Origin of the sequence: Turicibacter sanguinis (assembly GCF_013046825.1) — a bacterium.
Lineage (GTDB): Bacteria > Bacillota_I > Bacilli_A > MOL361 > Turicibacteraceae > Turicibacter > Turicibacter sanguinis.
Genome location: NZ_CP053187.1, coordinates 2,780,757 through 2,807,184, shown reverse-complemented (window position 1 = coordinate 2,807,184; position 26,428 = coordinate 2,780,757). Strand labels below are relative to the sequence as shown.

Below are 26,428 nucleotides of genomic sequence, written 5' to 3'. Positions count from 1 at the left end.
GAAGAAGGAGTGATAGAGATGGAAATGTTTTGTAATCAATGTCAAGAAGCTTCGAAAGGGATAGGCTGCACTGTCTTTGGTGTATGTGGAAAATCCCCTGAATTAACAGCTTTAATGGATACGTTTATCTATTCATTAATTGGTGTATCGACGCTTGCTTTAGAAGTTGAAACTGTATCTGATGAGATTCATGAGTTTGTCATGGAAGGATTATTTGCAACGATTACGAATGCTAATTTTGAGGAAGAAGAATTTGTAACACGCACGCTGCAAAGCTTAACCTACCGTGAGGAATTAAAAGAACAATTAGTTGGTCGTGAGTTACCCATCCTTAAGCATGATATCATGAACTTCATTGCTAAAACTAAAGAAGAGATGATTAAAAAAGCTTTAAAAGTGGCCATTCATCAAACAGAAAATGAAGATATTCGTTCAATTCGTGAATTGATGTTATTTGGAGTTAAAGGGTTAGCAGCTTATTTATCACATGCGCAAAAATTAGGCTATGTTCAACCATCACTATACATGGGAATGCACAAAATGATGGCCGCCTTAATTAATGAATCACTAACACTAGAAGATTATGTTTCGCTAACACTTGAACTTGGAAGTATTGGGGTAGAGGGAATGGCTTTACTTGATACGGCTAATACCACAACATTTGGCCATCCAGAAATCTCAAAAGTTAATATTGGAGTTGGAGAACGTCCAGGAATTTTAATCACCGGACATGATTTACACGATTTAGTTCAATTACTTGAGCAAACTAAAGATCAAGGAATTGATATTTATACGCACAGTGAAATGTTGCCTGCACACTATTATCCTGAATTAAAAAAATATGATCATTTAAAAGCAAATTATGGAAATGCATGGCATTTACAAACGAAAGAGTTTGAAACGTTTAATGGACCGATTATTTTTACAACGAACTGTTTAGTCCCACCTCGTCAAAGTGCCACTTATCAAGATCGTGTGTTTACAACGGGAAATACGGGATATCCTGGATTTAAAGTGATTCCGGTTTTAGTGGATGGTCGCAAAGATTTTAGTGAAGTCATTGAACTGGCTAAAACATGTGAAGCACCTAAAGCGATTGAACAAGGAGAAATTGTAGGAGGATTTGCTCATCATCAAGTGATGACGTTAGCATCTGAGATTATTTCAGCGGTTGAAAAAGGAGAGATTAAGCATTTCGTTGTCATGGCTGGGTGTGATGGACGTCATAAAGAGCGTCAGTATTATACAGATTTTGCTAGCGCCCTTCCAGACGATTCTGTTATTTTAACAGCGGGATGTGCGAAATATCGCTATAATAAGCTAAATCTTGGAACAATCAATGGAATTCCTCGTGTGCTTGACGCAGGCCAATGTAATGATTCTTATTCATTAGCCGTCATTGCCCTAAAATTAAAAGAAGCATTTGGACTTGAAGATATTAATGACTTACCGATTGTTTATAATATTGCATGGTATGAACAAAAAGCCGTCATTGTCTTATTAGCTCTTTTATCATTAGGTGTGAAAAAGATTCATTTAGGTCCTACGTTACCTGCTTTCTTATCACCCAATATTGTGGACTTTTTAGTTCAAACGTTTGAAATTGGTGGTATTTCATCTGTTGAGGAAGACTTAGTTAAATTTTTTGAATAAAAAATAAAGGAACTCAAGTTAAAATCTGAGTTCCTTTTATGATTGTTAGGCAAACTGAGCACCTAGACGATCTGCAATTAAAATAGCACTATAGACATCGATTGGAGTGACTTCAAATGGCATATGATGAATCGTATCTTGTGGGTCACAGCTTGCTGTTGCAACTGCCATCAGTTGATCTTCTGTTGGATTTGTAATTCCAAGGTCTTTTAAGCAGGTTGGGAGGCCTAGTTGACGACAGAAAGTTAACACTTCATCGATTTCTTCTTTTGGCGCATTTTCTAGCACGAGTTGAACGAGTGTCCCAAAGGCTACTTTTTCACCATGATACATGTGATGACTTTCTTTTAAGACTGTTAAACCATTATGGATCGCGTGAGCACCGGCGAGTCCTCCACTTTCAAAACCAACACCGCTTAAATAAGTGTTTGCTTCAATGATATTTTCGAGTGCTTTAGAATTAACATGATGATCTGCAGATAACTTTGCTTGATAACCATCAACTAATAACGTTTCATAACAAAGTTTTGCTAACGTTAAGGCTGCAAGTGAACAAGTGCCACCTGCAATCGTTAAGGCATTGGAACGATGACAAGCACGAGCTTCAAAATAAGTGGCCAAGGCATCTCCCATACCTGAAACTAGTAAACGAGATGGAGCCTGTGCAATAACAAGTGAGTCAACAATCACAACATTCGGATTTGTTTTTAAGAATAAATAGCGGTCAAATTGACCTGCATCTGTATAAAGAACAGATAGGGCACTACAAGGTGCATCAGTAGAAGCAATGGTTGGAACAATTATAACAGGTAAATTTGAGAAATAAGCAACGGCTTTTGCCGTATCGAGTGTTTTTCCCCCTCCAATTCCGATGATCACATTTAGGTTTCCTTTTTTGACATTTTCAATGATTCGATTAATTTCTGTTTTACTACATTCCCCATTAAAAGCATCTAGGTGAATAGCTATTTGTTGTCGTTTGAAACTGGTTTGAATCGTCTCTTCATAATGAGATAAAATAAATGGGTCAACAATGGCATACGCGCCAGAAATGCCTAAATCCATTGCATAATCACATATATGTGCTAACTCATTTGGCCCTTGAATGTATTTAGTTGGTGAATAAATCACTTTTTTCATCACACAATTCCCCTCTTCTTAAAAATCATCGTAGATTAGCAGAGATTAATCTCTCAAATTTATCATAACGCTAACGAAATAAAGGGACAAGTTGCGTGATAAAAAGAGTTTTAAAAAGTTAAAATTCGACAAGATTGAAGAGATGGAAAGGGTGTAAGAGGGTAGCAAAATTTTCAAAAAAATTTTAATTTGAAGCGAGCATATGCGCCGAAAATCAGTTCATAATAAGAATGAAAGAAAGGTGATAAATATGGCAAAAGCAGGTATGAAACGTCCAGATCCAAGTGAACCACATGGAACTGAAAGTAACAAAAAACAAAAACATCCTAAAAATGATATGCCACCTGTACCGGAAATCCAAGGAAAAGCAAAACATGGGAATAAAAAAGCAGGGCCTATTCATTAATCAAAAAAACGTTAACTCTAGACTAGAGTTAACGTTTTTTTGATTAACTTGAAACCAATTCGACATTTCCATTTAAAACAGTTATTCTGAGACTGATTCGTTTGGTTTCATTTTCGAATTGAATCGTCGCAATTTCTCCTTCTTTTTCAATAATGGTTCCTGTTCCAAATCGTTTATGATTAATCACGGAACCTTCTTTAAAAGGCGTTAAGTCAGCGGATTCTGAGGTTATTAGGCCTCTTTTTAACTCTTCAATTTTTTTTCCATGACTGAGGCGACTTGAGACGGGTTTGGGTTCTTCGTCAATTGGATTAAGAATCTTGGAAACTTCTTTATAAAAGTTTGAGCGACTAAATAATAGATTATGTTTTTTAGCAACACTTAGTAGCGTCAATTGCTCTTTTGCCCGTGTCATGGCGACATAAAAAAGACGACGCTCTTCTTCATAATGGTCAAAAATTTGACTTTTGGCTTCGATGATTGCTGTTTGGGGTGGCGTGATGCCATTCATACAATCAATTAAAAAGACGGTTTTAAATTCTAAGCCTTTTGAGGCATGAAAAGTTAAAAGGTTAACTCCTTTTGCTTGTGTGGTGCTTTGTTCACTAATTAGCCTGAGGTGTTCAAGGCGCTCAAGAAAGGCTTCGTGAGAATCTACGTCTTTGGCAATCATTTTTAAGGTTTCTAAAACTGCCATCCCTTGGGTATAAAGGCGTTCCCCTTTTTCATCTTTTAAGAATCCTTTTTTGATTAGATAACTTTCATAATCTAAAGTATTTAAAATAAAAGCCATCATCCGATTGCAAGGTAGACTTGGAAGTTTCATGAGGTTTTGTTTAAAGAGACGGACTTTTTCACGTTGATAAGTGGAATTAAAAGTAACCAGTCGTGTTAAATAATCGAGATAGCCACTTTCTGTTTGAGAGGTCACTTGATGTTGAGTTGTGGCTGAGAGATAGAGAATTTTCGCCACGCGTTGAAAGGATTCTAAGTGGTTAGGTGATCTTGATAAGGTGATTATGGCCTTGATATCTCTGACAATGGGATGGTAGAAAAATGAAAGTTTTCCTTCTTGGAGTTTGAAAGGGATTTGGTGACGTTCGAATTGTTCAATCAGGGGAAGAGCAGAAACATTTTGACGATACAAAATCGCCACATCGTTTAAATCTTCTGCTTGTTTTAGCGTGGTGATTAAAAAAGATAATTGTTCTTGTTCGGTTTGAAAATGATGAAGAGTGGGGGACATTCCGGTTTCATTTTGAGTTTGAATCGTTTTTTTATATCTACTTTTATTATGTTGGATGAATTGAGAGCTCGTTGATACAATAGAGGCTGTTGAACGGAAATTTTGATTCATATAGAGGATGCGAGCTTCTTTAAAGGTTTCTTTAAAAGTTAATAGCTGTTTTGGATAAGCTCCTCGAAATGCATAGATACTTTGATCATCATCTCCTACTAAAAAAATGTTATGATGGCGACTGGCAATGAGTTTGATGAGTTCGTATTGGATTTTTGAGGTATCTTGCGCCTCATCGATTTGAATGTGGGTATAACGGGTTTGATAAAAATTTAAAAGGTAATCGTGATGTTTAAGGATAGAGAAGGCTGTAGTGAGTAGATCATCGTAGTCGAGTAAATATCTCGATTCTTTGAAGGCTTCATATTTTTTATAAAGTTGAATGAATTCCTCAACTTCTGTTTCGACGTATTGTTTGATTTCTTTCGTATGATGCGGTTCTATCATCAAGTTTTTAAGTAAACTGATTTGGCCAGTGAGCGTTTCTAAATCATCGTCGCTTGGATAACGTTCAGTTGTTTCGATGTAAAATTGTGTTAAGAGTTGCTTTTTATGAAGAGTCGTCTGATTTCCTTCAATAAATTGATACATTACCCCACTCAGTTGTTGGTAGTGTTTAATCAGTTGAAAAGCGAAACTATGAATCGTTGAAAATTGAACTTGTTTTGAGAGTTTGGGGAATAATGCTTGGAATCGCTCATTCAGATCACGTGCCGATGCTTTTGAGAAGGTTAAGGCTAGAATTTGTTGAGGATGAACCTTTCCACTTAAAATCAAATTAGCTAACCGAATTACGGTTACTGTCGTTTTCCCGCTTCCTGGACAGCTAATCACACAAATGGGACCATCAAGGGCTTGAGTCGCTGCTAATTGATCATCAGTTAATACAATTTGATGATATTGATTGAGGTAGGTATATAAGTCCATGATGAAAATTCCTCCTAATGACACATTTTGTTTATCTTTATTATACAAGATGAGTCCCAATTTGACTAAAAATTTCATTGCTTGTTTGGTTTCATTTAGAGAATGAGGACCATTCACTCGTCTTCTTAATATGATACAGTAGAAAGGAAGGTGAGCGCGATGGCATTTTGGGATGACTTTCAAAAAAATATGAATAAAACAGCCAATGCTTCGATTAAAACGACGAGTAAATGGATTGAAATTGGAAAATTAAATGTGGCGTTGAATGCGGCTAAACTAGATTTGAATGATCTTTATGAGCGAATCGGTGAATATGTTTACCAAAATAAAATAGTTGATGTGAAGCAAAGTGATGAATTACAAGAATTATTTCATGAAGTGTCTCAACAAAAAATGAAGATAAGAGAAATTCAAGCACAACTTAATCAAATGAGGAGCAAGTATCATTGTGAGCAATGTGGGGCTGAGATTGATGCTAACACGAAATATTGTCCATATTGTTCAGCTCCTCAATCCAATCAAATTGATTGGAGAATTTAAGAGAAAGTTCTTATGAAGAAATTGACTTCATAAGAACTTTTTTTTGTAAATGCTGTCGAATGGTGGCGAAAAAATTAAAAATAAAGTATAATGACACAGGATTTTATCACGTGAAGCAAAATGTTAACAACATGTAAAGGAAAGGGTGAGAAAATGAGTGAGTTAATCATTGCATTGATTGTGATTATATTGGCAGCTTATTTAATTAAGAAAAAGTATGACATTAAATTAGTCATGTTCGGTAGTGGAATCCTGTTGATGTTGAGTGCTTTATTGATGAATAAAGTTATTCTACCGAGTGAAAGTAGTAGTGGAGTTCCTTTTTTTGATATTTTCAAGGTGATGGGGAATCTCTTTACCAAACAATTAAGTGGCGCTAGCTTTACACTGTTATTATTATTTGGTTATACGGCGTATATGAAGGCCATTAGGGCAGATGAAAAAACTGTTAGCGTGTTATCAGCCCCCTTAAAGCACATTAAAATCAAAGCGTTATTAATTCCTATATTTTATTTGATTGGAAATTTTTTGTGTATCATTATTCCAAGTTCTTCGAGTTTGTCAGTGATGTTGATGGCAACAGCCTTCCCTATCTTAACGAGTGCAGGTGTTTCCCCTTTAGCTGTGGGAGCTGTGATTGCTACATCAGCAACGATTGCCCCAACACCATTAGGTGCTGATAATTTACTAGCATCTGAAGCACTTGGTCTTCCTGTTACAGACTATGTGTTTAATTATCATGCTAAAATTTCCATTCCTATTATCTTAATGATGGCAATCGTTCATTTTATTTGGCAAAAACGTCAAGATCATTTAGAAAGAAGTGAAATCACTTCAACATTGCCAAAACTTAAGGAAGTAACGGATCAGCTACCGATGTTTTATGCAATCCTTCCTATGTTACCGTTACTCTTAATGCTGATTTTTTATTTTGTATCGGATGTGAATTTAGGTATTTCTGAAGTCATCTTTTTCTCATTGATGGTGAGTATATTGTGTGAAGTGATTCGAATGCGTTCATTTCAAAAGGGAACCGCTGAGATTCAAGCCTTCTTTAATGGGATGGGCGTTGGACTAACGACTGTTGTGGCTCAGGTTGTAGCGGCTTTAACCTTTGTAGAGGGATTAAAGATTTTAGGCGTGATCGATTTAATGGGGGAGGTTATAAATCATTTAAATGCAGCTGGTCTAATGTTGACTCTCGCTTTTTGTTTACTGGCTTTATTTGTTGGGTTATTAAGTGGAAGTGGATTAGCAATCTTTTACGCATTTGTTGAGCTAATGCCATCCTTTGCCGAGTCTGTGGGAATTTCAGCCATAAGTTTAGCAATTCCAATGCAATTTGTTTCTCATTTAGTCAAAAGTATTTCTCCAGTTTCCCCAACGGTTATTATTATCTCGTCGATGATGAATGTTTCTCCCGTGCGACTCATTAAGAGAACCATCGTTCCAGTCCTTGTTGGAATGGTGTTATCGATTGTTTTAACGTATGTGATTCTTTAGGATTCTCTTTCTCCTTAGTAGCATATCAAGCCTCTTTTCATATAATGAAGTAAAGGGTGAGTAAGAAGCTAAATGCTAGAGGAGGGAAAGAGATGCTTAGAATCAATCGAACATTTTTATTAGTTTATGATAGTTTAATAGCCTTTGCATTTATGTTACGATATATCTTAATAGGACCTGTTTTATTTAATTCAACTTGGTGTTTTTGGCTAACTTTAGTGGTGGTAACCGTTGTTTTGATTGGGTTAAGTTATTTGACGTTTTGTCATCCAACTCCACTTGAAATTGTTGCCTATCATGTCAATCTCATTATGAGACATCGAGTTGATGAAAATAATGATGAAGATTATAATGAAAAAAATAAAACTTATTTATCCAATCGTTTTATTCAAAGTGCTAATTACCAATTTTTTTATTATGGTAATTGTTGTGCAAAAACCGATCAGTATCGACAGATGAAAATTAAATTAGCTTTAGGCCAACAGACATTTAATCAAATTTCAATTATTATTAAAACGGTTGATGAACAATATATTCGATTCAATTTGATTAAACAAACAGAAAGTCCGCTTATTGCGTTTTTATATCACTGGGAAGTCGATCAAATCGAATATAGCGATAAAGAAACATTTGACCAGATGGTTAAAGGCCTTATTTAAAAAGACATGTTAATGTCTTTTTTTTTATGGTTCATAAAAAAGAATCAAACAGCATGTAAAATTTTAGAAAAATAGGAATTATTTTTTGGAAATAAGCTATAATAGAAATAATTATTATTAGGAGGAATCCTCATGGTGGTAGATAGTCATCCATGTTTGACCTATTTAAAAAACAAAAGGAAGATGGAAATTCAAATCTTGTGTTTTATTTTTTTTATTAGTTTAATAATCTTACTGTTTGAAATAAAAACGGCTCTAAGTTATTGTTTTATTTTTGGATTGTCGATTAGTTTAATTGTTTTAATCTGTATGTATCCAAGATTTTTAAACGGTGCTGAAAGAAAAATGAGATCCTTGAGGTACACCAGTCCTAAGTATTTATTTGATTTGGTGATACCTAATTTTTTATATAATGTGACTCAATTAGATTTTGGTTGTTTTAAAATTGAAAATGTTTTATTTAATGATGCTGGAATTTGTTTGGTTGATTCACTTCAATCCATTGGGGTATTACATGGTGAAAGAATGCAGTACTTACTGGAGATTCAATCATCAAAAGAACAACAATGTTGTCGAAAAGTAAAAAATCCATTTAGAACGTTGCTTTATAAAAGAGAGTGTTTAAAGTTAATCATAGAGTTGTATGATTTAAATTCTGAAATCTATTCAGGATTATACTTACCACATGCGAATTGGGTCGAAGGTCGTAAAGACTCATCAACGGATTTTTTGATTGAGGGAGGCAAGTCATTAAAGAAATTTATTAAAAACTTTGAAAGGTCTACCTTGAAAGTCATCATTAAAAATCAGTATCCTCTGACATCGTCAGAGGATGTTATTTATGCTTTAATGTCAATTCGTTATTTTGGTTATTTGAGACAATTTTATCATTCATTAATGCCACTTCAAAAAATCAGATTAAAAAAGGAGTTAAGTCCGAGTTCCATTATTTTGTTTGAATTCGTCATCTTAAAAGATGCTTTTACACTCGAAAAATTAGAGCGATTCATCAATAAAAATAAAAAACAACTAAAGGTCGGAATGAAAACTTGGCAAGAGCAGTTGTTTCTAGAATTAAATCAATTCTTTGAAAAAAATAATAACGATTCATTTACTCCTTTTAATTTAATGGGGTTAATGATGAGTGAAGGTTTTTTTATTCAAGCTAATCATGATTTATTTAATTAACATTTAAAGATCTAGAAGGGGGAAGTTCATGATGCAAATTACTATTCATAACATGCAACCAAAGCACTATGAAAGAGTAGGAACTATTTATAAGCAGGGGATTGATTCTCATCATTGTACGTTTGAATCGGATGTCCCAACTTGGGAAGGGTTTGACGCGAACCATCTTCCCTTTTGTCGGTTTGTGGTCTTAAATGAAAGAGAAGAGGTCATAGGATGGACTGCCTTGAGTCAAACGAGTTCGCGATCTTGTTTTGAAGGCGTCGCTGAAGTCAGTATTTATTTGGATCAACACGTAATCGGACAAGGGATTGGAGAGCAATTATTAAATTATTTAATTACAGAATCTGAACAAAATGGGATTTGGAGTTTGATTTCAGGTATATTTCCAGAAAATGTAGCAAGTCTTAGGTTACATCAAAAATGTGGATTTAGATATGTGGGATATCGCGAAAAGATGGGGAAAACAAGAGAAGGCGTCTTTAGAGATGTTTTGTTTATGGAAAGAAGAAGTTTAAAGGTTGGGGTTTAGTTTGAAATTTTTGAACTGTTACCTGTCTCACTCCTAATGGATTGGCATATACTAAAAAGGTAAGCAGGCAAAGTGAGGGGATAGTATGGAATATGGAATTAGCGGTTACCGCTCTAGCCAGAATCATTATCGAACCAAAACTGTTGTCCAGTTAGATAAACATCAAAGTGATTTATCCGGAGATGGAGTTGCTGAAACGATTTATTTATTGGGAATTAAAAATAATGATGACTTAATTATTAATGAAATAACGTTAGTGATTGAAAATGGAAAGGATAAAGAACGTCGTTATTACGCCATTCCAACTTCAAGTGGAATGGGTGGCGGGATACATGTGGAAGATTTCAATCATGATGGACAATTAGATATTGGTGTGTATATTTTAAGTGGTGGAACCGGAAATGAATTGAAGTATTACTTGTTACTCAATCATAATCATGAATTTTGTTTAGCTTTTAGTAGTGACATGTATGAGGAAAAAATGAAGTATCAAGTTCAATATTTAGATCGATACCAAGTTGAGGTCAAAAATTTAAATTCAGAACAAACAAGGTTAATTAATTTAAAAGATAAATCACCTGAATATTTAAAGGTGATTTATGATGAACAGGGAATGTTAAAAGAACCGATTCAGGGCATCGTAGCACATGTTAGCGATGCGGATTCAATTGAGAGTAAAATGTTTGATCAAGGTAGCGATTTGATTTTAACTCACCGTATATTAGGGCGTTCTCACAATGACACGCTAGGATATGTTTCAGCTTATCTAGTTTTTGATAATGAAAAATATCATGTTTACAAGATTTTAGTTTCTCAGTAAAAAAAATAGAGATTCTAACAATTTATAGAGTAAAGAGAAAAAAAAGACAAATAATAAAAGTAAAATTGCAAAGGAAATCTTGGAGTGAATAATATGACAATTGAAGCTTTTATTTTTGGTGCTATTTTTGAAATGTGTATTACGTATCTACTTTTATGTGAACTATTCTTTTAAAAAGGTGAAGTCTATAGCTAGACTTCACCTTTTTAAGATAGATTTAGTTTATTAACGACTTGGGTTTTCGACAGGAATAAATAGTAAGTAAGACTGAATAAGTTAGAAGCGATAGATTTAATGGAAGAAAGGATGAGTGTAAATAATAAGTTGGAGTCGTTAATGAATGACGATATTCATCTTTGATTAAAAACAAATATTGATCCGGATTTTCCTCAATTGTTTCACCGTTTGAGATTTGATCTAAAATATTCAGGTAAAAAGAGGTAGATTCTTCGTTATAACCAAGAAGTAAGTAAGTTCCATTAACGATGGTAGCGGGAACGGCCCCTTTTAGATTTTCAGGAAGATTGAATTTTTCTAGCCACTCATTAAAATAACTTTTAATTTTTTTATTTTTTATATTATAGTATCTTGCTGAAATGCCTAAGAGGTCAGAATTAGGATGAAACAGTTCCCGATATAGATTTTCTTTTAAAATCGTACAATAAGGACATCCTGTTCTTCCAAAGCTTTCAATAATAATTGTAGATTTTTTAACTTCATGATTGCTGAATAAAGGAAGATTAGGCGCTGAAAGGGTTTCGGGCTGGTTTTGATAGATTAATGAGGTGTAAAAAAAATAAATTAAGACGATTAAACTTGCTAATAAAGAATAGTTTTTCAAGTAGTTCATATTTCCCCCCACGAATATAAAACATGATTGATAATTTTACCACTTTTTGGAATAAAATTCAATCATTTAAAGTGAAACAAAAAAAAGACAACCTACATGTAGTAGGTTGTCTAATCTATTTAAATGAATGAATGGCTTGTTGGTACCAGTGGCCGGATTCGAACCGGCAAGGAGTAAACTCCGGTGGATTTTGAGTCCACTGCGTCTACCAATTTCGCCACACTGGCTTTACAAAATTAATTATAGCATGAATTTTATAAATTTCAATATTTTTCCTAAATATATTTTTAAAAATAAGATTTTTTGATTTACAAAGTTTAAAGGAGAAGGAAATTGAAAAATCGTAGCAATGATTATTTTTATTTGAAATTTGTACAAGAAAAAAGATAAAATGATGAATTTTTTAATTTTTTAAACGTATATTATGAATATAAAGCGTTTTCTTAGAGCACTTGAAACATTCGAAAATAAAATAAAGCTGAATTTTGTCGGACGACGGTGTGTTGGGATGTAGAGTGTCATAAGAAAAAAGCACAAAAAATAATTTGGAGGGATTTTATATGATTATGTACTGGCAGTCAGCATCAAATAAAATAGTAAGTGAAGAAGAATTTTTAGCGTCACAAGCTGGGGTTAAACAAAAAATTTCAGATTGGGCTGAAAATGAGTTGCATTTACAAAATCAGTTACTCGAAGATTTTGTTACTGATAAAGTAGAAGAATACACACGCTCCTACCTTAAAGTAAGTTTACCATTTGAATCGGAAGCGTTTTGTCGAGAGTACCTTGAAAAGTTTTATGAAGAACATTCGGAAATTATTTCCTTATTCCCTTATGATCGATGGGCTTGGGTTCAAAAACTTGAAAATATTCATTATGGTGAATACGACATTCAAAGTGTCAGAGTCGAAAGTAAATTACTTGATCATAAAGAATTACCTTTAGTCTAATTTAATTCATTCAAGAGTAAAAGGATTGCGATTCATAGCGCAATCCTTTTTAGCGAGTCGCTTGATTAAGTAGGAAAAGGCTCTGATTTAAAAATGATAAATCTTTTTATCTTTAAGCCTCTTTCTTAACCTTGAAATGAGATAAGAGGAAATGAAGTGTTTGTTAACCTTCAATAAGGTTTAAAATCTCGATGAGAGTCTGTAGATGATCTAACAATCGTAATTGTTTATAAAGAGGAAGATAAACTAGACCTTAGACGTTAGTTAGGAAAAAATTAAGATACTCATTCATAGATTGAAAGCTAAACTCTATGTTGAGGAATAAAGAATCCGTATCAGTAGGAAGATCATACTCTAACTTTAGTATTCCTTATTATCTTTTGAGTCGTTGCGATTAAATGGAAAAAATTTCTTAATAAAAATATTCAAAAAGTTATTTACAAAAGTGTTGAAATGGTTTAATATAGTCAATGTGGAAAACAACAACATGTCTCGGTAGCTCAGCAGGATAGAGCAACGGCCTTCTAAGCCGTCGGTCGGGGGTTCGAATCCCTCCCGGGATGCCATTAAAAAGTAAATTTTGAGAACTGCATTAGTAGTTCTTTTTTTTATTATAATTAATAAAAATGCTAGATCCAGAGGTGAAACATGTCTCGAGTTATTGATTTTCCTACAAACTATGAACAAAAAATAAACAAGGCGGATGAATTGATTGATAAAGGATATATTGATCAAGCGATTTGTCTGATTGAGGATTTTATTGAACAATCGAATCCAAGTCAAGGGAAGGAATTGCTTCAAAAAAAGTTATTAACCTGTTATTTTATAAAAAAAGAGTTTGATAGTGTTGAGGACGTTTTGAGTCAAATGCCTGTTGGTTTAGGAGACTTATCGATACTTGCTCATCGTTTTTTACTTTATCATTTTGATCAGAATGATGTTTTATTAACTGAGCTAGAAGCGGACTGTAAAAAAAACTTATCAGTTTTTGCCTATAAAAATTTGCAGGAGTTAATCGCTCAGCTTAAAACATTTTACGAAGAATATTGGGTTCAATCCATTGAAAAACAAGTTGTTCGCTTAAATGAAGGGTGTTCATTTGAACAGTCTTTGTTAATTCTTTCGGATTTGTCCCAATATTCAAATGAGGAATTAGGCTATTTTAAACAACCCTTAATCACATTTTATGAACAAGCACCCTCTCCTATTTTGAAAACGATTCTGTTTGAGTTGTTAGCCAAAAAAGAATTGAATTGGAGTTTGCCACGGGCTAATGATTCAGGAGAATCTGAAGGAATGATTTTGACTAATTTACAGACGTTAATGCCATTTAATAAAAAATTAGAGCAAGTGAATGAAATAATCGAACAAATGGACTTATTTGATGAGGTTAAGGTTCTTTTGTCTTTACAAGTGAATCTCTTTTATCAGTTTTGTTTTCCTAACTATGAAACCCTAGATTTATCGCTTGTCATCGAGCGGTTATTAGCGTTAATTATGGGAGAAAATGACGATTTTTTAGCAAGAGATGATTTAAGTTCGACGAATAGCTCTATAATAAATTACACAACTTGTAAATTGAGTCAGTATATACTAAGTTTATCATCATTAATGTAGAAATTAGGAAAAGCCTATGTTATAATTTAAAAGTTGTTACAAAGATGTAAACGCAAGGTTAATAGATGGAGGTATACATTATGGCAGTTAAAGTTGAAACAGTAGAAACAAATAAAGTAAAATTAACGATGACTATTTCTGCAGAATCATTTGATAAAGCATTAGATACAGCATTCAAAAAAGTATCTAAAAATTTAGCAGTACCAGGATTCCGTAAAGGGAAAATGCCACGTCAAATGTTCGAACAAAAATTTGGTGTAGAAGCATTATATGAAGATGCATTAGAGGTTGTATTACCAGGAGCATATATGCAAGCAATTCAAGAAACAAATATTGCACCTGTTGCTGCGCCATCTTGGGATATCGAACAAATCGGTAAAGGGCAAGAGTTAATTGCATCAGCAACTGTTGTAGTTAAACCAGAAGTTGAATTAGGACAATATGCAGGAATCGAAGTTGAAAAATTATCAACTGACGTAACTGAAGAAGATGTTCAATCAGAATTAAACGGGTTATTAGAACGTCAAGCTGAAATCGTTGTAAAAGATGGAGCAGTAGAAAATGGAGATACAGCTGTTATCGATTATGAAGGATTTAAAGATGGTGTAGCATTCGAAGGTGGAAAAGGGGAAAACCATCCATTAGTTATCGGATCTAACTCTTTCATCCCAGGATTTGAAGAACAATTAATCGGAATGACTGCTGGTGAAGAAAAAGAAATCAACGTTACATTCCCTGAAGCTTATCATTCAGCAGATTTAGCTGGAGCTGAAGCAACATTTAAAGTAAAAGTTCATGAAGTGAAAACTCGTGAATTACCACAATTAGATGATGAATTCGTTAAAGATTTAGATCGTGACGGAATCGAAACAGTTGAAGAGTTAAAAGCTGATTTAGAAAAAGTAATCAAAGAACGTAAAGAAACAGCAGCACGTAATCACGTGATTGATACAGTTGTAGAAAAAGCAACTGAAAATGCTAAATTTGACATTCCAGTTGAAATGATCGATGCTGAAGTGGCGCAAATGGTTAAAGAAGCAGAACAACGTTTCCAAATGCAAGGATTCAACTTAGATTTATACTTCCAATTCACTGGAACTGATTTAGAAGGATTCAAAGCACAATTACGTCCAGAAGCTGAAAAACGTTTAAGCTATAACTTAACATTAGAAGCAATCGTTAAAGCTGAAAACATCGATGTAACAGAAGAAGAAGTAGATGCTAAATTAGTTGAAATTGCAGGAGCTTATGGACGTGACGTTCAAGAGTTAAAAGCTGCGTTACCAAGCTTAGCCATGTTAAAAGAAGATTTAAAAGTACAAAAAGCTGTTGATTTCATCGTTGAAAAAGCAATTTGCAAATAATAACAGTCTATAGTAATAGATAGTACTTAATGAGGCGCGTATCCTTCGTGCCTCATTTTTTGCAATTTAAGCATTTGCAAAAAATGTCTAAAAACGACGTTAATAAAATGCAATGCTACTGAATATATATACTAATACATGGATGATATCAGTTATCTGTATATGGAGGTGTAAAGAATGAATAACATCGATATTACGTGTTCGTTCTGTGGTAAAAGCCATGACGAAGTAAACAAAATTATTGCGGGGCCTGGTGTGTATATCTGTGATGAATGTATCCAGATGTGTTCAGAGATTATTGAAAATGAGCAGTCAGATGAATTATGTGAAGAGTTTAAAACATTACCGAAACCAAAAGAAATTTTTGATTTATTAAACGAGTATGTGATTGGTCAAGAAGATGTTAAGAAAGTTCTTGCGGTTGCAGTTTACAATCATTATAAGCGTTTAACATCTAATCAAGATGATAGTGATGGTGTTGAAATTTCAAAAAGTAATATTTTATTACTTGGATCAACTGGAAGTGGAAAGACATTATTAGCTCAAACGTTAGCTAAGGTATTAGATGTTCCATTTGCTATTGCAGATGCAACCTCATTAACTGAGGCAGGATACGTAGGAGAAGATGTTGAAAATATCTTACTTCGACTGTTACAAGCAGCTGATTTCAATGTTGAAAAGGCCCAAAGAGGGATTATCTACATTGATGAGATTGATAAAATTGCACGTCGTTCAGATAATCCATCCATTACACGTGATGTATCTGGAGAAGGCGTACAGCAAGCTTTATTAAAAATTTTAGAAGGATCTGTTGCTAATGTACCGCCACAAGGTGGGCGTAAACATCCAAATCAAGAATTTATTCAAATTGATACAACGAACATTTTATTCATGGCAGGTGGGGCTTTCGCTGGTATTGAAGAAGTGGTTAAACGTCGTATTGGTAAAAAAGTTATTGGATTTGGTGCTGATTCTAAAGCTAATAATTTAACTAAAAAAGAAATTTATGCTCATATTCAGCCAGATGACCTATTGAAATTTGGTTTGATTCCAGAATTTATCGGTCGTTTCCCAATTATTGGTGCCTTAAATCCGTTAGAAGTAGAGGATTTAATTCGTATTTTAACAGAACCTAAAAATGCATTAACGAAGCAATATGAAAAAATCTTTAAAATGGATAATGTGGAACTGGTGTTTGACGAAGGAGCTATTACAGCCATTGCTGAAAAAGCCGTTGAACGTAAAACAGGTGCACGTGGACTTCGTTCTATAATCGAATCTATCATGACAGATGTAATGTTTGAGATTCCTTCAACTGAGAATATTGAAAAATGTATCATCACACGTGATGTTATTGTTGATAATACAAAACCAACACTTATCTTTAAAGATGGCGTTGCTTAATGAAGGAAGAAGTAATTATTTTATTTCGTATAAAATATCAAAAGTTTTTTATGTTATAATAGTAGTAGAGAATGGGAAGCGAATCGCTTCCTTTTCTATATCAATGAAACTGTCCGTCCATGATAAACATGAAAAGCAAACAAAGACAGACACAATCCGATATTGTGATATGTAGCATGATACGTCGTATGCAAAGTACTAGTGAGGTGAGTGGAAATGAGAATAGATGTAAACAGTGTGGAGACACATACACTTCCAGTGTTACCTGTGAGAGGTGTGATTTCTTTACCTAATACAGAAATTCGTTTAGAAATTGGACGTCCACAATCAATCGAAGCGTTAGAGGTTTGTGAAGAATACTCAAACTATGTTATTTTAGTTTCACAAGTTGATCCAAATGTGGAAGTTCCGCAAAGTGAAGATTTACTCCAATACGGAACAATTGCCAAGGTAACGATGAAAATTAAGTTACCAAATGGACATTATAAAGTAAAGTTTAATACTTTAACACGAGTTGAAATACAAGAATATACTCAGTTAGAGCCTTATTTCATGGCGACAGTTCAGACGATGCCATCAACTCCTTTACAAGAAGAACAAGAAATCGCGATTATGCGTCTATTAAAAGAAGCGGTTGTTGAACATGGAAGTTCTTTATTTGTTCATCCAAATGATGTAAAAGAATTGGTTGAGAGTGCAACGAATGCAGATCAAGCAACGGATATTGTTGCCTTCTATTTACGTATATCAGAAGAAGAAAAGGTAAAATATCTTCAAGAAACAAATGTTGAGGAGCGTTTAACCTTATTATTAAAAGATATCGAGAAAGAAAAATACATCGCTGATCTTGAAATGAAAATTAATCAAGAAGTTAAACGTTCGGTAGATGCTCATCAAAAAGAATTTTATTTACGAGAAAAAGCAAAAGCAATCCAAAAAGAATTAGGTGATGATTACTCAAAAGAGGCGGTCAGTCAAGAATTCAGAGAAAAGTTAGAAGCATTAGGAGTTCCTGAAGCAGTTAAAGCTAAGGCTTTAGAGGAGATTCGACGCTTTGAAATGTTACCCTCTAATTCAAGTGAATCAGGTGTGGTTAGAACGTATATTGAGTGGATTCTAGCTCTACCATGGTCGATTCAAACAACCGATAATACAGATATTTTATTTGCAGAAGAAACTTTAAATAATCAACATTTTGGATTAGAAAAAGTTAAAGATCGCATTTTAGAATATTTAGCGGTTAAAACGATGACAGGTAAAAATCCTTCGACTATTTTATGTTTAGTTGGACCTCCTGGGGTTGGGAAAACATCACTTGCAAAATCGATTGCAGATGCTTTAGGACGAAAATTTGTCAAGATATCACTTGGTGGTGTTAAGGATGAATCTGAAATTAGAGGACATCGCCGTACTTATTTAGGAGCATTACCAGGGCGAATGATTCAAGCGATGAAGAAAGCGGGAACGACAAATCCAGTCTTCTTGTTAGATGAAATTGATAAGATGGCGAGTGATTATAAAGGAGATCCGGCTTCTGCGATGCTTGAGGTTTTAGATCCTGAACAAAACAGTCATTTTAGTGATCATTACTTAGAAGAAGAATATGATTTATCAAATGTCTTGTTTATTGCAACAGCTAACTATTTAGAAAATATTCCGGCACCACTTCGTGACCGTATGGATATGATTCATGTAGATAGTTATACAGAACAGGAAAAAACGGAAATTGCGAAACGTTATTTGCTACAGAGACAGTTAGAGGCTCATGGCTTAACGAAGGAACAGCTTTCGATTGATGAAGCGGTGATTTTAGAGTTAATTCAATATTATACTCGAGAAGCTGGTGTGCGTCAGTTAGAACGCCAAATTGGCTCTATTTGTCGAAAAGTTGCTAGAAAATTATTAGCCGAAAAAGTAGAATCATTACATGTGGATTCTTCTATGCTTGTTGAGTTATTAGGAAAACATAAATATACACATGGATTGATTGAAACAGAAGATCAAATTGGTGTCGTGACAGGACTTGCGTATACTCAATTTGGAGGAGATATTTTACCTGTTGAAGTCACATATTATAAAGGGACGGGCAAAATGGTTTTAACAGGTAAACTAGGTGATGTTATGAAAGAATCAGGGCAGGCTGCGATTAGTTTTGTTCGTGCAAATGCTAAAAAGTATGGCATTGACCCAGATTTATTTAAAGATCATGACATTCATATTCATGTGCCAGAAGGAGCAACTCCGAAAGATGGCCCATCTGCAGGGGTGACCATGGTTACAGCGTTAGTCTCTGCTTTAAGTCAAAAATTTGTAAAACGCGAAGTGGGAATGACAGGAGAAGTGACACTCAGAGGTCGTGTTTTACCAATAGGTGGATTAAAAGAAAAATCAATTTCAGCTCATCGAGCAGGATTAACAACTATCATTATGCCAAAAGATAATGAAAAAGATTTAGATGAAATACCGCAAAGCGTAAAAAGTCAAATGACGTTTATTCCTGTTTCAACGATAGATGAAGTTTTACAGCATGCGTTACGATAAGGTGTTGAGAATATGCATATAACAAAAGCAGAATATATAAAAAGTTGTGTCAAAGCGGAACATTATCCAACAGATGGATTACCAGAAATGATTTTTGCAGGACGTTCGAATGTTGGAAAATCCTCATTTATCAATTCACTGACAAATCGTAAACACTTAGCACGTGTTTCAAGCCGTCCAGGGAAAACTCAAACATTAAATTTCTATAACATTAATGATATGATGTATTTAGTTGATGTTCCGGGATACGGTTACGCCAAAGTGAATCGCTCGTTAAAAGAGTCATTTGGACGTATGATTGAAGAATATTTAGTTGAACGTGATGAATTAATCTTAGGTGTTTTATTGGTGGATTATCGTCATAAACCAACAGCGGAAGATATTGCAATGTATCAGTTATACAAATACTATGAAATCCCAAGTGTTGTGATTGGAACGAAAAAGGATAAAGTGAACCGTAGTCAGTATAAAAAACAAGAAAAACTCATTAAGGAGACGCTTGGATTTGATCAAGATGATGTTTTTGTGGCTTACTCTTCAGAAACTCATGAAGGTCGTGATGAGGTTTGGGAAATTTTCTTAGACTTAATCCAACAATACAATGATATTATTCAAGAAATCGAACATGAGGAAGAATAAAATAAAGAAGCTATCTCGAAACAAGAGATAGCTTTTTAATGTGAGAAAATAAAACAAAAAATGACAGATTAAACGATAAAGTAGCGTTATTTTTTGGAAATATCAAAAGAAAAACTTTATTATATGAAAAAAGGAAATATTATAGAACTTTTTCCTTAAAAAATTTTTAATTTTGTTTTAAATCAACCTTAGATAATGTATAATTAATGGTGAAATGTGGATAGTTAGATAGAGATTGTGGAGATAAGTGGTGAATATAAATGTTTATTGGTGAGTTTCATCATAGTATAGATGCTAAGGGTCGTTTGATTATGCCTGCTAAGTTTAGAGAGCAGTTAAACGAATGTTGTGTTATTACTAGAGGGATTGACCAATGTCTATTTATTTATCCGATAGAGGAATGGAAGATATTGCTTGAAAAAGTGAATGGGTTACCTGTTAATCGTAAAGATGCCCGCCAATTTTCACGCTTTTTTCTTTCTGGTGCGTGTGAATGTGAATTTGATAAACAGGGAAGAATTAATCTATCAACACCCTTAATGAATTATGCAGGGCTTAGTAAAGATTGTGTTATCATTGGTGTCTCAAATCGAATTGAAATTTGGGAGAAAGAAAAATGGACGCAATATTTTGATTTCTCTGTAGATTCTATTTTAGATATTGCCGAAAATATAGGATTTGATTTATAGGAGGTTACAACCATGTTTAATCACTACTCAGTTTTACTTCGTGAATCAATTGAGAATTTAGAGATAAAAGAAGATGGTATTTATGTTGATTGCACCTTAGGTGGTGGCGGACATAGTAGTGAAATCTTAAAAAGATTAACTACAGGACATCTGTATTCATTTGATCAAGATTCATTTGCAATTGAGAATGCAACGAAACGTTTAAAAGAAATTGGAGACAATTTTACAATTATTAAAAGTAATTTTGTTCATTTGAAAGAAGAATTAAATGCACGTGGGGTAATGAAAATAGATGGTATTATTTTTGATTTAGGCGTATCATCGCCACAGTTTGATACACCTGAACGTGGATTTAGTTATAATCATGATGCGAAGTTAGATATGCGTATGGATCAAGAGGCTGAATTATCAGCATATGAGATTGTCAATGAGTGGGAATATAAAAATTTAGAATATATTTTCCGTGTTTATAGCGATGAAAAATTTTCAAAACAAATTGCACGTGCCATTGAACGTTATCGCGAAAAACAACCGATTGAAACGACTTTTGAGTTAGTAGAAATTATCAAATCTGCGATTCCAGCGCCGGCAAGACGAAAAGGTGGTCATCCTGCTAAACGTACCTTCCAAGCATTACGTATTGCGGTAAATGATGAATTGAAAGTATTTGAAAAGGCATTAAAAGATGCCATGGATATGTTAAATGTTGAAGGGCGAGTGGCTGTTATTACCTTCCATTCTTTAGAAGATCGTATTTGTAAACATATGTTTAAAGAACGAAGTGAAGCAAAAGATCTTCCAAGAGGATTGCCAGTTATTCCACAAGAATTCCAGCCAGAATTTAAATTAATTACTCGCAAACCAATTGTGGCAGATGAAACAGAGTTAACGGAAAATAATCGTTCTCATTCAGCAAAATTAAGGGTAGCTATGAAAATGAAGTAGAATAAGGGGGAAGAGAAATCATGAATACTGCGGTTAAGCAATTAGAACAAATTGAGGTTTCGCATTCATCGCAACACGTCAAAAGAACAGTCGTTAAACGTAAGAAAAAAAGTTTATACAATTTTACTAATTTAGCAATTTTAACAGGAGTTGGAGCTTTTTGTTTGATTGCTGGGAGACTCTATTTAGACGCTCAAATGACTCAAATTCATTATGAAACAGAGGCGTTAAAATTAAAAATTTCGAACCAGATTGTTGTGAATGAAGAATTGTATTCAAAAATTGCGGAACTTTCAACTTATTCACGTGCTATGGAAATTGCCAAACAAAATGGACTTTCGACTTATAATAACATTGTAAACATTGGAGAGTAAAATCCTCATAGAAATAAATCAAGAAGCAAATGTATGGTGAGGATGATTAGTATGAAAAAAGAAAGACGACTCAATCACACAGGAAGAAAGATGCTAGTCATTATAACAGCTTTCTTCTTGGTCTTTTTTTTATCCATTGCCTATCATTTTATCGAGATGGCACTCACGGGTGAGAAAAAAGGTCATGATTTATATCAGTATGCGCTTAATGTCTATTTAGTTGAAGAACAAGTGCAGGGTAAACGTGGAACCATTTATGATCGTAGTGGTGTTGCTTTAGCAGAACAGTTAACGTCATATACCTTATATGCTAACCTATATGAAGGTTATGGAGATGTGGTAGAAGATATTGATGATACGGCTAATAAGTTAAGTACGGTCATCGATTTATCAGCAGTTGAAATAAAAGAAATTTTATCTAAAGATCGAAAACAGGTTGAATTTGGAAATGCCGGTCGTCAATTAACCTATTTAGAAAAAGAAAAAATAGAACAGATGAATTTAAAAGGGATTAAGTTTACGGAAAACATCAAACGGTTTTATCCTAATGGGATGTTTGCCTCTCATACGCTTGGATATACGAAGTGGGATGAAGTCAATCGTGTCCTTGAAGGCGAGATGGGAATTGAATCGTACTTTGATGAGTATTTGCAAGGAAAAAATGGACGTATTCAATATTTAAGAGATAAAAAGGGATATGTTCAACCAAATAAAGAAGAATTTGTATTAGAAGAGGCAAGTGATGGCTTAGATATCTATTTAACACTTGATTCGACGATTCAAACCTTATTAGAAGAAGCCATGGATAATGTTTGGGAAAGTGCGAATCCACAGAGTTTAGTTGCCGTTGTCGCTAATCCTAAAACAGGAGAGATTTTGGCAATGGGAAGCCGTTCAAGTTTTGATCCTAATATAAGAGATATTGAAAATTATAATAATCCAGTGATCTCTGATTCATTTGAACCGGGATCGACGATGAAGATTTATACCTATGCTGCTGCTATTAATGAAGGAAAATATAATGGAAGTCAGTACTTTCAATCGGGATCACGCTTAGTGAATGGTTCTACTATACGAGATTGGACCCAGACTTGGGGGACGATTACCTACGATCAGGGGTTCTATCGTTCGTCAAATACGGCAATTATCGATCTTTTAACGAATGGAATTACGCCTGAGACGAATATTGAATATCTTGAAAAATTCGGTTTTGGAAGTCAAGTAGGATTACCCTTACCAAGTGAATCAGCAGGAACATTACCGACTGATTGGGATGTGACACAAAAAATAACAGCTGGATTTGGTCAAGGGATTTTAACGACTCCGATTCAACATATTCAGGCCATTACAGCTATTTTAAATGAAGGACAGTTAATTCAACCTCAACTGATTGAACGTGTTTATGATCCTAATCAGGAAAAAGATGTTTATCAATTTGAGCCGATTAAGCTAGATAATCCTATTACGGCACAAACGGCAAAACAAGTAAAAGATTTGATGGTTGGTGTTGTAGCCGAGGAAGATGGTTCAGGACGTCTTGCTTATAGTTTAGATGGTTTTACAAGTGGTGGGAAAACCGGAACGGCTCAGATTGCGGATGGTGCTAATGGATATCTTGCTAATGAATATTTGTATAGTTATATCGGATTTGCACCCGCAGATGATCCAGAGCTTGTGATGTATGTGGCCATGTCAAGACCTGAAACAGGTGGACACGACCAACTTGGACAAATTTACCGTTACGTCATGCAAACAGGATTAACGTATTTAGGAGCAGAAAAAACACCTATTTCAAACATTGAAGATGTCTATCAAAATGTTGAAGTGAATCAATACATTAATCAAAATGTTGAAGTGGCCAGTCAACGTTTGATTGAGGCTGGTTTGCAACCGATTGTGATTGGATCAGGAAATCAAGTTTTTGCACAATCTCCTTCAGCAGGAAATATAGTGGTGAGTGGGAGTAAAGTCTTTTTACAAACAGGTAAAACATATGAATTACCTAATTTTGAAGGTTGGACGAAAGATGAAGTCGTTCGTTTTGCTGAATTAGCTTCATTAAAGGTTACCTTTAATGGAGAAGGATTTGTGACATCGCAATCATTAGCTCCTGAACAAAAGATTCAGTCTACTACTGAGATTGTGATTGAGTTGACGAAAACCCCATCTCAAAATGTGACAGAAGAGGCGCATGAAGAAAACGAATCTGAAGATTCTTCTGCCGAGATAGAAATATCTCAAGAAAATGAACCAGTAAATGACTAAATTTTAGCCTAATAACGCTTTGAATAGCGTTATTAGGCTTTTTTTTATTTAAATTCTGCATAAATTAAATAGAATTGTAATAAAGTTGAATAAAAAAGTAATGTGTAGAGACGATTACGTATTTACTAAGAAAAAGACTCATATAGTTATTATGTAGGTTCAAAGTGATCATAATTGTCATATTAAATTTTACATGAAGGGGGAGCAATGGATGAAACAAGCAGGAGTCATACAACGACGATTACTTATCTTTTTATCAATTGTACTAATTTATTTTATAGCATTATTTATTCGACTTGGTTACTTGCAAATTTTTGACTCAAATGAATTGGTACAAAAAGCAGAAGAACTTTGGTCACGGAATTTACCGATAGAGGGACAAAGAGGAATTATTTATGATCGTAATCACGAAGTGATTGTTGGTAATGAAGTAGCGCCATCTGTGATTGTTATTCCAAGGCAGGTAACAGATGTTGAGCATACTTCTGAGGTATTAGCTGAAATATTAGGTGTGTCGGTTGAAGAGGCTAATCGACATGTCACGCACCGAGTTTCAGTCGAAAGAATTCAACCAGAAGGAAGAAAGTTATCAAACGAGCAAGTGGTTGCGATTCAGGAAGCGAATTTAGATGGGGTTTACTTAGTTAATGATGTCAAACGTAGTTATCCATATGGAAGTTTGCTCGCTCAAACCATTGGATTTACAGGAATTGATAATCAAGGAATTACAGGACTTGAGTATGTTTATAATGATTATTTAATGGGAGCTAATGGGGTCTGGCAATACTTTTCAGATGCAAAAGGGAATCCACTTCCACAGTTTTCAGATTCTTATTCCCCTGCATCTCGTGGATTAGATATTGAATTGACGATTGATTTGCATTTACAACAAATTCTTGATCGAGAATTTGATAATGCTGTGGCAAAATATGATCCAGATCAAATGATTGGGATTATTATGGATCCGAAAACAGGAGAGATTTTGGCTTTATCGTCACGTCCAACATATGAACCAGAAAATTATCAGGACTATGATCAAGAGATTTTTAATCGTAACTTACCGATTTGGTCAACGTATGAACCAGGTTCAACATTTAAAATTGTAACGTTCTCAGCAGCCCTAGAAGAAGGGGTGATGACTCTTGAAGATCGATTCTTTGATCCCGGATATGCAATGGTTGATGGTGTCAGAATACGTGACTGGAAAGCAGGGGGTCATGGCGATCAATCGATGCTTGAAGTCATTATGAATTCTTGTAACCCGGGATTCATTGAACTCGGAATGAGACTTGGTAAAGAGAAATTATTTGAATATATAAAAGCATATGGATTCAATGAAAAAACGGGGGTTGATATGCTTGGAGAATCACAAGGGATTATTTTTAATCCTGATAATATTGGAAATGTTGAGTTAGCAACTTCTTCATTTGGACAAGGGAACTCTGTCACGCCAATTCAGTTAGTAACAGCGGTCAGTGCAGCAGTTAATGGTGGGAATTTGATGCAACCTTATATCGTGAAACGTATGATTCACCCTTATACAAATGAAATTTTATATGAGCGTCAGCCAACGATTAAAAGACAAGTTATTTCACAGGAAACATCAGATACAATGAGATATGCACTTGAAATGGTTGGCGCGCAAGGTAGTGGTAAAGGAGCTTATATTGATGGTTATCGTGTAGGTGGAAAAACCGGAACGGCTCAAAAAGCTCGAAATGGGGCCTACGTTAGCGGGGAATATATTTTGTCATTTGTTGGAATTGCTCCAATGGATGATCCTCAGTTAGTTGTTTATGTGGCGATTGATAATCCTAAAAATACGATTCAATATGGAGGGGTTGTGGCTGCTCCAATTGCACGTTCTATTTTAGCTGAAGCACTACCCTATATTGGGGTAGAACCAAGAGAAGAACAGATTGAAAAGAAATATAACTGGCTGGATACTCAGTATGTAACAATTCCAGATTTTGTAGGACAAGAAAAGAAAAATATCGAAACATCATATTTATATAATATTGAATATTATGGAGAAGGAACAAAAGTCATTTCACAGCAACCCGAAGCATACACTAGAACGATAGAGGGCGGAACTATTCGATTATATTTAGGTGAATAATAATTG

22 protein-coding genes and 2 tRNA genes are annotated in these 26,428 nt (G+C 34.4%); 20 read left to right on the top strand and 4 right to left on the bottom strand.

Going from position 1 to position 26,428, the window contains the following annotated elements; genetic code table 11:
- Nucleotides 1-18 precede the first annotated feature (18 nt).
- A complete protein-coding gene (gene hcp, locus HLK68_RS13600; protein WP_006784926.1) occupies nt 19-1,653 on the top strand; it encodes a hydroxylamine reductase in 1,635 nt (544 codons plus the stop codon).
- A gap of 45 nt (nt 1,654-1,698) precedes the next feature.
- Here hcp and HLK68_RS13595 read toward each other — a convergent pair whose 3' ends face one another.
- The gene (locus HLK68_RS13595; RefSeq protein WP_006784927.1) at nt 1,699-2,793 is read right to left on the bottom strand and encodes a glycerol dehydrogenase; all 1,095 of its coding nucleotides are present in this window, start codon (nt 2,791-2,793) and stop codon (nt 1,699-1,701) included.
- A gap of 250 nt (nt 2,794-3,043) precedes the next feature.
- Between HLK68_RS13595 and HLK68_RS13590 the strand changes: the two genes are divergently transcribed.
- On the top strand, nt 3,044-3,199 hold the full coding sequence (locus HLK68_RS13590) for a hypothetical protein (protein ID WP_006784928.1): 156 nt from the start codon (nt 3,044-3,046) through the stop codon (nt 3,197-3,199).
- Nucleotides 3,200-3,242: 43 nt separating this feature from the next.
- Here the strand turns inward: HLK68_RS13590 and HLK68_RS13585 are convergent, their stop codons facing one another.
- The gene (locus tag HLK68_RS13585) at nt 3,243-5,423 is read right to left on the bottom strand and encodes an ATP-dependent helicase (protein WP_170837682.1); all 2,181 of its coding nucleotides are present in this window, start codon (nt 5,421-5,423) and stop codon (nt 3,243-3,245) included.
- 159 nt (nt 5,424-5,582) lie between these two features.
- Between HLK68_RS13585 and HLK68_RS13580 the strand changes: the two genes are divergently transcribed.
- The 6 genes from HLK68_RS13580 (at nt 5,583) to HLK68_RS13555 (ending at nt 10,665) form a co-directional block, all read left to right on the top strand.
- Complete coding sequence (locus HLK68_RS13580) at nt 5,583-5,963, top strand: zinc-ribbon domain-containing protein (RefSeq protein ID WP_006785039.1); 381 nt, start codon at nt 5,583-5,585, stop codon at nt 5,961-5,963.
- Between the two features lie 153 nt (nt 5,964-6,116).
- The gene (dcuC, locus tag HLK68_RS13575) at nt 6,117-7,466 is read left to right on the top strand and encodes a C4-dicarboxylate transporter DcuC (protein ID WP_229059691.1); all 1,350 of its coding nucleotides are present in this window, start codon (nt 6,117-6,119) and stop codon (nt 7,464-7,466) included.
- A gap of 92 nt (nt 7,467-7,558) precedes the next feature.
- The gene (locus HLK68_RS13570; RefSeq protein ID WP_006785041.1) at nt 7,559-8,125 is read left to right on the top strand and encodes a hypothetical protein; all 567 of its coding nucleotides are present in this window, start codon (nt 7,559-7,561) and stop codon (nt 8,123-8,125) included.
- Between the two features lie 132 nt (nt 8,126-8,257).
- On the top strand, nt 8,258-9,313 hold the full coding sequence (locus HLK68_RS13565; protein WP_006785042.1) for a hypothetical protein: 1,056 nt from the start codon (nt 8,258-8,260) through the stop codon (nt 9,311-9,313).
- A gap of 28 nt (nt 9,314-9,341) precedes the next feature.
- The gene (locus HLK68_RS13560) at nt 9,342-9,845 is read left to right on the top strand and encodes a GNAT family N-acetyltransferase (RefSeq protein WP_006785043.1); all 504 of its coding nucleotides are present in this window, start codon (nt 9,342-9,344) and stop codon (nt 9,843-9,845) included.
- 85 nt (nt 9,846-9,930) lie between these two features.
- Nucleotides 9,931-10,665 (top strand): hypothetical protein, encoded by a 735-nt coding sequence (locus HLK68_RS13555; RefSeq protein ID WP_006785044.1) that lies wholly within the window; start codon nt 9,931-9,933, stop codon nt 10,663-10,665.
- Between the two features lie 217 nt (nt 10,666-10,882).
- Here HLK68_RS13555 and HLK68_RS13550 read toward each other — a convergent pair whose 3' ends face one another.
- Nucleotides 10,883-11,515, bottom strand: coding sequence for a thioredoxin domain-containing protein (locus HLK68_RS13550; protein WP_006785045.1), 633 nt, complete (start codon nt 11,513-11,515; stop codon nt 10,883-10,885).
- A gap of 140 nt (nt 11,516-11,655) precedes the next feature.
- Nucleotides 11,656-11,742 (bottom strand) — tRNA-Leu (locus HLK68_RS13545).
- A gap of 333 nt (nt 11,743-12,075) precedes the next feature.
- On the opposite strand from HLK68_RS13545, the gene HLK68_RS13540 reads away from it, so the two are divergent.
- The 12 genes from HLK68_RS13540 (at nt 12,076) to HLK68_RS13485 (ending at nt 26,422) form a co-directional block, all read left to right on the top strand.
- Nucleotides 12,076-12,465, top strand: a complete 390-nt coding sequence (locus HLK68_RS13540) for a hypothetical protein (protein WP_006785046.1) — start codon at nt 12,076-12,078, stop codon at nt 12,463-12,465.
- A 489-nt stretch (nt 12,466-12,954) separates the two neighbouring features.
- Nucleotides 12,955-13,031: transfer RNA gene (locus HLK68_RS13535), tRNA-Arg, on the top strand.
- Nucleotides 13,032-13,113: 82 nt separating this feature from the next.
- Nucleotides 13,114-14,082, top strand: coding sequence for a hypothetical protein (locus tag HLK68_RS13530; RefSeq protein WP_006785047.1), 969 nt, complete (start codon nt 13,114-13,116; stop codon nt 14,080-14,082).
- 80 nt (nt 14,083-14,162) lie between these two features.
- Nucleotides 14,163-15,446, top strand: coding sequence for a trigger factor (gene tig, locus HLK68_RS13525; RefSeq protein ID WP_006785048.1), 1,284 nt, complete (start codon nt 14,163-14,165; stop codon nt 15,444-15,446).
- Nucleotides 15,447-15,623: 177 nt separating this feature from the next.
- On the top strand, nt 15,624-16,850 hold the full coding sequence (gene clpX / locus HLK68_RS13520) for an ATP-dependent protease ATP-binding subunit ClpX (protein WP_006785049.1): 1,227 nt from the start codon (nt 15,624-15,626) through the stop codon (nt 16,848-16,850).
- A 216-nt stretch (nt 16,851-17,066) separates the two neighbouring features.
- Complete coding sequence (gene lon / locus HLK68_RS13515; protein WP_006785050.1) at nt 17,067-19,391, top strand: endopeptidase La; 2,325 nt, start codon at nt 17,067-17,069, stop codon at nt 19,389-19,391.
- A 12-nt stretch (nt 19,392-19,403) separates the two neighbouring features.
- The gene (gene yihA / locus HLK68_RS13510; RefSeq protein ID WP_132942900.1) at nt 19,404-20,030 is read left to right on the top strand and encodes a ribosome biogenesis GTP-binding protein YihA/YsxC; all 627 of its coding nucleotides are present in this window, start codon (nt 19,404-19,406) and stop codon (nt 20,028-20,030) included.
- Between the two features lie 260 nt (nt 20,031-20,290).
- Nucleotides 20,291-20,719 carry a division/cell wall cluster transcriptional repressor MraZ gene (gene mraZ / locus HLK68_RS13505; RefSeq protein WP_006785052.1) on the top strand — a complete coding sequence of 143 codons (429 nt, stop codon included), beginning with the start codon at nt 20,291-20,293 and terminating at the stop codon, nt 20,717-20,719.
- Between the two features lie 12 nt (nt 20,720-20,731).
- Nucleotides 20,732-21,664, top strand: a complete 933-nt coding sequence (rsmH, locus tag HLK68_RS13500; protein WP_006785053.1) for a 16S rRNA (cytosine(1402)-N(4))-methyltransferase RsmH — start codon at nt 20,732-20,734, stop codon at nt 21,662-21,664.
- 20 nt (nt 21,665-21,684) lie between these two features.
- Nucleotides 21,685-22,038, top strand: coding sequence for a hypothetical protein (locus tag HLK68_RS13495; RefSeq protein ID WP_006785054.1), 354 nt, complete (start codon nt 21,685-21,687; stop codon nt 22,036-22,038).
- Between the two features lie 51 nt (nt 22,039-22,089).
- Nucleotides 22,090-24,303 (top strand): penicillin-binding protein, encoded by a 2,214-nt coding sequence (locus tag HLK68_RS13490; protein ID WP_132942901.1) that lies wholly within the window; start codon nt 22,090-22,092, stop codon nt 24,301-24,303.
- Between the two features lie 211 nt (nt 24,304-24,514).
- Nucleotides 24,515-26,422, top strand: coding sequence for a stage V sporulation protein D (locus HLK68_RS13485; RefSeq protein WP_006785056.1), 1,908 nt, complete (start codon nt 24,515-24,517; stop codon nt 26,420-26,422).
- Nucleotides 26,423-26,428 lie beyond the last annotated feature (6 nt).

Excerpts from the sequence above, each read along its gene's own strand:
- HLK68_RS13560 (WP_006785043.1), top strand. The coding sequence starts at position 9,342 with ATGATGCAAATTACTATTCATAACATGCAACCAAAGCACTATGAAAGA.
- HLK68_RS13565 (WP_006785042.1), top strand. The coding sequence starts at position 8,258 with ATGGTGGTAGATAGTCATCCATGTTTGACCTATTTAAAAAACAAAAGG.
- HLK68_RS13595 (WP_006784927.1), bottom strand. The coding sequence starts at position 2,793 with ATGAAAAAAGTGATTTATTCACCAACTAAATACATTCAAGGGCCAAAT.
- HLK68_RS13485 (WP_006785056.1), top strand. The coding sequence starts at position 24,515 with ATGAAACAAGCAGGAGTCATACAACGACGATTACTTATCTTTTTATCA.
- HLK68_RS13585 (WP_170837682.1), bottom strand. The coding sequence starts at position 5,423 with ATGGACTTATATACCTACCTCAATCAATATCATCAAATTGTATTAACT.
- HLK68_RS13570 (WP_006785041.1), top strand. The coding sequence starts at position 7,559 with ATGCTTAGAATCAATCGAACATTTTTATTAGTTTATGATAGTTTAATA.
- HLK68_RS13530 (WP_006785047.1), top strand. The coding sequence starts at position 13,114 with ATGTCTCGAGTTATTGATTTTCCTACAAACTATGAACAAAAAATAAAC.
- HLK68_RS13590 (WP_006784928.1), top strand. The coding sequence starts at position 3,044 with ATGGCAAAAGCAGGTATGAAACGTCCAGATCCAAGTGAACCACATGGA.
- HLK68_RS13490 (WP_132942901.1), top strand. The coding sequence starts at position 22,090 with ATGAAAAAAGAAAGACGACTCAATCACACAGGAAGAAAGATGCTAGTC.
- lon (WP_006785050.1), top strand. The coding sequence starts at position 17,067 with ATGAGAATAGATGTAAACAGTGTGGAGACACATACACTTCCAGTGTTA.
- HLK68_RS13540 (WP_006785046.1), top strand. The coding sequence starts at position 12,076 with ATGATTATGTACTGGCAGTCAGCATCAAATAAAATAGTAAGTGAAGAA.
- clpX (WP_006785049.1), top strand. The coding sequence starts at position 15,624 with ATGAATAACATCGATATTACGTGTTCGTTCTGTGGTAAAAGCCATGAC.
- dcuC (WP_229059691.1), top strand. The coding sequence starts at position 6,117 with ATGAGTGAGTTAATCATTGCATTGATTGTGATTATATTGGCAGCTTAT.
- hcp (WP_006784926.1), top strand. The coding sequence starts at position 19 with ATGGAAATGTTTTGTAATCAATGTCAAGAAGCTTCGAAAGGGATAGGC.
- mraZ (WP_006785052.1), top strand. The coding sequence starts at position 20,291 with ATGTTTATTGGTGAGTTTCATCATAGTATAGATGCTAAGGGTCGTTTG.
- tig (WP_006785048.1), top strand. The coding sequence starts at position 14,163 with ATGGCAGTTAAAGTTGAAACAGTAGAAACAAATAAAGTAAAATTAACG.
- HLK68_RS13550 (WP_006785045.1), bottom strand. The coding sequence starts at position 11,515 with ATGAACTACTTGAAAAACTATTCTTTATTAGCAAGTTTAATCGTCTTA.
- HLK68_RS13555 (WP_006785044.1), top strand. The coding sequence starts at position 9,931 with ATGGAATATGGAATTAGCGGTTACCGCTCTAGCCAGAATCATTATCGA.
- rsmH (WP_006785053.1), top strand. The coding sequence starts at position 20,732 with ATGTTTAATCACTACTCAGTTTTACTTCGTGAATCAATTGAGAATTTA.
- HLK68_RS13580 (WP_006785039.1), top strand. The coding sequence starts at position 5,583 with ATGGCATTTTGGGATGACTTTCAAAAAAATATGAATAAAACAGCCAAT.
- HLK68_RS13495 (WP_006785054.1), top strand. The coding sequence starts at position 21,685 with ATGAATACTGCGGTTAAGCAATTAGAACAAATTGAGGTTTCGCATTCA.
- yihA (WP_132942900.1), top strand. The coding sequence starts at position 19,404 with ATGCATATAACAAAAGCAGAATATATAAAAAGTTGTGTCAAAGCGGAA.